Here is a 7111-nt window from a genome sequence, read left to right as displayed (position 1 = left end):
CTGCAGAACCCCGATCCGCATGATCGCCAGGTCTATCGGCTGTTCGGTGCCGAAGAGCTCGATTGGTACGCCATCGCCGCGAAAGTCCAAGACACCCTGGGTATTCCGGTCCGCTACGAGCCGACTGAGATCTCGACATTCGCCGCCGGAGTATCGGCCGCCGGTGGGTCAGCACATTTTGTCCAGCATCTCAGCAACGTGGCACAGGACTACCGCGACGGCGTCTTCTCCGGCATCAACAACCTCATCGAGGTGATCGGCGGATCCAAGCCAACCACTGTTGAAGTGCACGTCGCCGCCACCCGAGCCACGTTCGATGCCGACGGCCCCTTCGGGATCACCGACGCACGACTACCCGCTGCGTAACCAACTCACGAGGCCTGCGCGCCGATAGATTGCTCGGATGACAAACATCCTGCTCGTCGCCCTCGTCGTCGCCTCCGTCGCGCTAACCCTATGGCTCGTCCAGCGAGGTGGTCGCAACCGCTGACGTTTGCCGACGAAGGAACGCTTTCGCACACACGGCCCGCGAAGTAGCGTACCGACGTGAGAGTTTTGCTCGTTGAGGATGAGCCCCGTTTGTCGGCGACCCTGTCTAGGGGGTTGAAGGCGGAGGGCTTCGTCGTCGTCGCCGTCGGTACAGGCGTCGAGGGCCTACACGAGGCAATCGAGAACAGCTTCGACGTCGTAGTTCTCGACATCATGCTCCCTGGCCACAGCGGATATGAGGTGCTGCGGCGGATGCGGGCCCAGGAAGTATGGACACCGGTGCTCATGCTGACTGCCAAAGATGGTGAGTACGACCAGACCGATGCGTTCGACCTCGGAGCGGATGACTATCTGACAAAACCGTTTTCGTTTCGGGTCCTCGTAGCGCGCATGCAAGCGCTGGTCCGTCGCGGCGCGCCAGAGCGACCTACGGTATTGACCGCCGGATCGCTGTCACTGGATCCTGCTCGGCACACGGTCCAACGTGGTTCGACCCCAATCACTCTGACCCCCCGCGAGTTTGGGCTACTCGAGTTTCTGATGCGCAACAAGGACATGGTGGTGACGAAAACCGAGATATTACGCAACGTATGGGATGCGCACTATCAGGGCCCTGACAATGTTGTTGAGGTTTACGTGGGATATGTGCGCCGCAAGATCGACGTCCCCTTCGGTACCAACACCATTGAGACGATCCGCGGCGTCGGCTACCGGTTGGTCTGTTGAGGCAGCGTCACGATCATCGTGGTTCCGCCGCCGCAGCGGTCGTCAATAGTGACCGCGCCGCCGTGCGCGGCCACGACCTCGGCGACAATCGCTAAGCCCAGGCCGGTTCCTCCGCCACTGCGGGCGCGGTCTGAGTCTAGGCGCACGAACCGTTCGAAGACCCGCGTTCGGTCGGCCGGGGCGATGCCTGGCCCGTCATCACTGACGGTGAGTATGACGTTGCAGTCTCGGCTGCCAACGTGGATGTCGACACGCGATTTCGCCTGGCGGACAGCGTTATCCACGAGATTGCGGATCACCCGCGCGACCGCTGCCCGGTCGCCGATCAAACGCGCCGCAGAGATCGTGGTGTGGATCGTGCAGCCGTCGCGCCGCGCTCGTGCAGCCTCCACTTTGGCGAGTTCGTCGAGCGGCACCTCCTCCTTGCGCATCACCAGGCTTTGTTCATCGGCGCGGGCCAGCAAGAGCAGATCCTCGATCAGCACCCGCATGCGGTGCGCCTCGGGAAGCAGCGTGTCGACGGCCAATTCCGCATCAAGCAGTTCCGGATGCGCCTCGGCGACTTCCAAACCGGAGATGATGGTGGCCAGCGGGCTGCGCAGTTCGTGAGAGGCGTCGCTGAGGAACCGCTGTTGGGCTCGGTGACCGGCTTCGAGGCGTGCCAGCATTTCGTTCATGGTGACTGCCAGGGCTGAAATTTCGTCACGCCGGGTGGACACGGGTACCCGCTCGGCCAAATCGGAGGTTGAGATTTCAGCCACCCTGCTGCGGATAGCGTCCACCGATTGCAGTGACCGGCGAACGAGCCGGTACGTGGCAGTTGCTGCTACCCCGACGATGATCGGGGCGCCGCCAGCCAATACCAGCGCGACGGTCCGCACAGTCGCCTCGACCGCCTCGCTACCTCCGCCGACCAGCACTGTGTACTGGCCGGACGCAGCGTTGACTTTCTGACCGCTCACGCGCATGTCGTCATCGGGCACCGCATCGTCTGGCATGCCGCGTCGCAAGTTGAAGTCAAACTCGCTGAGGGGTATCAGAGGTGTCGCAGGCGCGGATCCGCCCCGCTTCACCACCTTGCCGTCAGGGGCTATCAATTGGATTGCGACCACGCGCTGGTTGGTAGTAAAAAGCGCGCTGTCGAGATGGTCGGGCGAATCCGAATGCAGGGCGTCAACAATGATGCGAACTCTGCCCGCGGTAGCGTCGTCGACACCTGCTAACAACGACCTATACAAGATCAGGTCAAAGGCCGCGCCCGCGAACGTAAGAACGACCAGGACGACCACCGCTGAGATCGCGGCAGAGCGAGCGGAGATACCCAAACTGAGCGGACGCATCAGACGCGCGAGCTCACTTCGCCGCAGCGGCCAGGTAGGCACCCACACAGTCTGATTCTCCAGGGCTGAGGGCCGGCTGAGAACAGCAAAAGTCACCATCCCGTCCGCGCCGGGCACCCAGCCCGACGGCCTTCCTCAGCGCCTTCTCAGCGATCCGCTCATACCGTGGCGCTCGTAAGTTGACGGCGATCGCAAGGGGGGGATGTTGAGCTACCACATCGATACGGCCCCCCAGCCCATCGCGTGCCGACCGACCACTGATTTCCACGGCACCGGACGTTTCGCCGAGTCCGAGGCCAGGGTTCTGAGCAAGCCACAGTGGCGCGGATGGATCCATCTTTACTGCGCCTACGCGGCGCTGGTAGCCGGTTCGGCGCTGGTCGCGGTGTCGTGGGCTGTGGCATCGACGCGAGCTGGGTACGCGACACTGGCCTACACGCTGGCAATCGTGGCGATGTTTGCCGTAAGCGCCACATATCACCGTGTCAGTTGGGGTTCGACGGCCGCCAGGAACTGGATGAGGCGGCTGGACCACTCGATGATCTTTGTGTTCATCGCTGGCACTTATACGCCGTTCGCCAGGCTGGACATGCCACCGTCGACCGGGCATCTGGTGTTAGCGATCGTGTGGGGCGGGGCGCTGGCGGGAATTGTGTTGACGCTGTTCTGGCCCGACGCTCCACGCTGGCTGGGCGTGGCGCTCTATTTGCTGCTGGGTTGGGTAGCGGTTTCGTACGCAGGGACGATCCTGCATAACGCTGGCGTGGCCGCGGCGGTACTGCTCGCGGTCGGCGGCGCACTTTACAGCCTTGGTGCGGTGCTTTACGGACTACGCTGGCCCGATCCGTGGCCTGCGACCTTCGGCTATCACGAGATATTTCACGCGTGTACCGCAGTCGCAGCGATTTGCCACTTCGTGGCAGTCTGCGTCGCGGTGTTCTAAGACAAGTCGTCTGGAACGGGGAGGTCCTTGATGAAGATCGCATCCGTCGCCGCTCGCCAACTGCTGGATTGTAAGGCCCGTCCGTTAGTGGAGGTTGAAATCACCACTGACACAGGCCATATCGGCCGCGGCGCGTCCCCCACCGGCAGCTCGGTCGGCGCACACGAGGCGTTTGTACTGCGTGATGGAGACCGGTCCGAATACAACGGGCTGAGCGTGCACCAGGCTATTTCCGCCGTGACCGACGAAATCGCTCCCGTTCTTGTCGGCGCCGAACTCGACGACCCGCGGTCCCTAGACCGGGTCATGATCGAGCTCGACGGCACGCCCGACAAGCACCGGCTCGGCGGAAACGCGATTCACTCCACCTCAATCGCGCTGTTGCGCGCGGCGTCCGCTGCGGCGGGCATGCCCACCTATACCTACGTCGGTACGCTGCTCGGACTCAAACCGCCGACCACCGTGCCGGCGCCCAGCTTCAACATGATCAACGGTGGCCGCTACGGGGATACCTTCCAGACGTTCAACGAGTTCCTCGTCGTGCCCTATCGCGCCGACTCCATCGAGTCGGCGGTCGAAAAGGGTGTGAGTCTGTTCGGCATGCTTGGCGAGGTGCTTGCGCGACGGCTTGGCCGCGCGCCGCTGATCGCATCGTCGTACGGGTATGTTGCTCCGTCCAGTGACCCGCGGGTCGTCATGGAGGTGCTGGCCGAGGCGGTCGAGCGCGCCGGCTGTGCCGATGTCATGGCGTTTGCACTGGACTGTGCATCCAGCGAGGTGTACGACCAGCGCACGCAGACGTACGCATTGAACGGTGAGCGGGTGGCCGCGGAGGCGCTGATCGATTACGCCCGGGCGCTGTCGGAGGACTTTCCGATGGTGTTCATCGAGGATCTGCTCGACGGGGATGACTGGGACGGCTTCACCAAAGCCGTACAGACCATCGACCGCTCGATCATCCTCGGCGACGACATGATCGTCACCAACCCCGAACGCCTGGAACGGGCCGTAAAGACCTCGGCCGTTGACGGCTTCATTCTGAAGCCCAACCAGGTCGGGACCATCGCCGAGGCACTTGACTGCTTCGAATACGCCTCGCAGAACGCCATTCTGACGATCCCGTCGGGCCGGTCCGGCGGTGTCATCGACGATGTCGTGATGGACCTGGCGGTGGGATTGGGGGCGCCGCTTCAGAAAAACGGCGCCCCGCGGTCGGGCGAACGCATCGAGAAGCTCAACTTCCTGCTGCGCGCGGCCGAACGCATCCCCAATTGCGCGATCGCAGACGTGCCGGCACTGGTGCGGTTCTGAGAGCTGTCGGCCGCTAGACGCCCAACAGCAGCGCTCCCGCCAAGGCGGTCGCGCACACCGCCGAGACGATCGAAAGTGCCACCCAGTCAGCACGTTTCGGCCTCGACGAGACCGTCGAGATCTGACCGGTGCCGCCGCGGGCGGTGATCGCGTCGCCCATCTCGTCCGCCCGACGCAGTGTCACGGTGATAACCGCAACAATCAGGTCGATCACGTCTGCCGCCAACTGCCTGAGATGGGCCCTGCGGGTGGGCGGTTTCTCTTTGGGCCGCAACCGGCGAGCGGCGTAGAGCACCCGGAACTCGTCGATCAGCATCGGGAAGGTGCGCAATGCGAGCGCCAATGCGACAGACCAGTCGTCGACCGGGACGCGCAATGGTCGCAGTCGGCGACCCAAAGTGGCGACCGCGGGCGCGATTTCGGCGACGTTGGTCGTCCACGACACCAGCGCGCCCATCCCGAGCAGCACGACCGACAGCGCGGTGAAACGCAGGAATTCCAAAAGGCCCCCGAGACCGAGCGTGACCGTGCCCACCTGGATCTGCGGACTGCCACCGGCCAATGTCGCAGTGATACCGACGATGGCCAGCATGATCCACAGCCAGCGCGGCGGCGACGGCAGCACGCCTCGGGGAATATGGGCGAGCCACGCTCCCGCCAGCACCAGCGCGGCCACAAGTCCGATCGCCATCCATCCGGGGTACAACGTCAGCAACATCGACATGCCAAAGGCAACAAGCAGCTTGGTGCCGGCCCACAGCTCGTGGATGACGGAGCGCCCGGGCACGGGGCGCAGCAGCACAACGGGTCGACGTGGGCGGCGGGTCGGGTGCTGCGTCGGCGGGGGCGCCGTCTGCTCACTTAACTGGGCCGTGACCGGCGCCTGTTCCAGCAGACCGTCGCGCAGGTGCAGAGTGCGCGGGCACAGCTCCTCCAGCCCGGCGAAGTCGTGCGAAATGACCACAACGGTCAGACCGGTGTCACGGCGCCGGTCCGCGAGCAGCCGTACAAGACCGCGCTGGCTGGCGGCGTCTAGTCCCGCGAGCGGCTCGTCGAGTATCAAGACCCGCGGCGATCGCGCGAGCAATCCGGCTAGGACCACGCGGCGCATCTGACCGCCGCTGAGCTGGTCGATGGGCCGCTTCGCCAGCGCGGCATCCAGGCCGACAGCGGCCAGCGCTGCGGTCACTCGGGCGTGATCGTCAGGCGAAAAGCCGCCCGCCGACGCCACTTCCAGGTCGACACGGCTGCGCATCAACTGCAAGCGGGCCGCCTGGAACTGTAGCGCTACTGCGCCGACCTGCTCGGAGGCGAGCCGCTCGTCAACTAGACAGGTGCCGGTGGTGGGTACGGTCAACCCGGCCATGATCCACGCCAGCGTCGACTTACCGGAGCCGTTGCCGCCGTGGATCAGAAGCCCGTCGCCCTCATGCACTACGAAGCTGATATCGCGGAGCGCGGTCTGCGCCCAGGGGGTGCCACTCCCGTATTCGTGGCCGACGCCTGCGAGTTTGAGCACCGGCGCGGCAGAGTGGTGTCCTACCGTGACCGTCGGCGCAGGCGGGGGCGCGGTCTCGATCATGGCGGTGTTATCCAGCGAGTCGCTGAGATTGATTGTGCGGTCGGCGTAATCAGCCTCGTTGTTGTAGTGGGTGATGTGCACCAGCGCGGTTTGGTGGTGGTCGGTGAGACCGGACAGCACGGCCAACAGTGCGTCCCGGCCCTGCTGGTCGACCATGCTGGTGACTTCGTCGGCAATGAGCAGGGCCGGCTCGCGCGCCAGCGCAGCGGCCACGGCGAGGCGCTGCAGTTCCCCGCCGGACAAACCGCCGGTGTCGCGTTCGGCGAAGCCCTGCAACCCGACTTCAGCGAGTAATCGGTCGACATCGGTGGTCTTGCCGGGAGGCAGTCCCCACACCACGTCGTCGGCGACCCGCGAGCCCAGCACTTGGCTTTCCGGGTGCTGCATGACGACGGCCGTCCCGCCGAGTTGACCGAGACCCACCGCACCAAGACGTTCGACCGTGCCCGAGGTGGGTTCCCGGCCGGCCAGGATCAGCATCAGCGTCGTCTTTCCGGAGCCGTTGCCGCCGGTGACAGCTACTTGCTCGGCTGGCCGCACATCCAAGCTGACCGCACGCAGTGCGTCGTGGTCGGCGCCCGGATAGCGCCAGCGCACCTCGTCCAGCCGCACCGGGACCGGCTGGATCGGTCCGCTGCTGAGCAGCGCGTCCAGTTTGTGCACGTCGGGAACGCCGCGCAGCCGCTGCAGCACCCGCGACAGCGCCCACCAACCGATCAC

5 protein-coding genes and 1 pseudogene are annotated in these 7111 nt (G+C 64.8%); 4 read left to right on the top strand and 2 right to left on the bottom strand.

Annotated elements, in window-relative coordinates; genetic code table 11:
* A pseudogene (locus WAN71_RS14240) lies at nucleotides 1-366 on the top strand (NmrA family transcriptional regulator); the annotation flags it as partial.
* 180 nt (nucleotides 367-546) lie between these two features.
* Complete coding sequence (locus WAN71_RS14235) at nucleotides 547-1215, top strand: response regulator transcription factor (protein ID WP_422225953.1); 669 nt, start codon at nucleotides 547-549, stop codon at nucleotides 1213-1215.
* Here WAN71_RS14235 and WAN71_RS14230 read toward each other — a convergent pair.
* Nucleotides 1197-2555 (bottom strand): ATP-binding protein, encoded by a 1359-nt coding sequence (locus WAN71_RS14230; protein WP_422225954.1) that lies wholly within the window; start codon nucleotides 2553-2555, stop codon nucleotides 1197-1199. The two genes, WAN71_RS14235 and WAN71_RS14230, sit on opposite strands and share 19 nt — an antisense overlap.
* A gap of 205 nt (nucleotides 2556-2760) precedes the next feature.
* On the opposite strand from WAN71_RS14230, the gene trhA reads away from it, so the two are divergent.
* Nucleotides 2761-3498, top strand: a complete 738-nt coding sequence (trhA, locus tag WAN71_RS14225) for a PAQR family membrane homeostasis protein TrhA (protein WP_422225952.1) — start codon at nucleotides 2761-2763, stop codon at nucleotides 3496-3498.
* 27 nt (nucleotides 3499-3525) lie between these two features.
* The gene (gene eno / locus WAN71_RS14220) at nucleotides 3526-4809 is read left to right on the top strand and encodes a phosphopyruvate hydratase (RefSeq protein ID WP_422225951.1); all 1284 of its coding nucleotides are present in this window, start codon (nucleotides 3526-3528) and stop codon (nucleotides 4807-4809) included.
* Nucleotides 4810-4822: 13 nt separating this feature from the next.
* On the opposite strand, the gene WAN71_RS14215 is transcribed toward eno, so the two are convergent.
* Nucleotides 4823-7111 (bottom strand): ATP-binding cassette domain-containing protein (locus tag WAN71_RS14215; protein ID WP_422225950.1); only part of this gene is annotated, 2289 nt, incomplete at its 5' end.

The organism is Mycobacterium sp. (assembly GCF_049280035.1).
Lineage (GTDB): Bacteria > Actinomycetota > Actinomycetes > Mycobacteriales > Mycobacteriaceae > Mycobacterium.
This window is presented reverse-complemented; position numbering and strand designations above follow the sequence as displayed.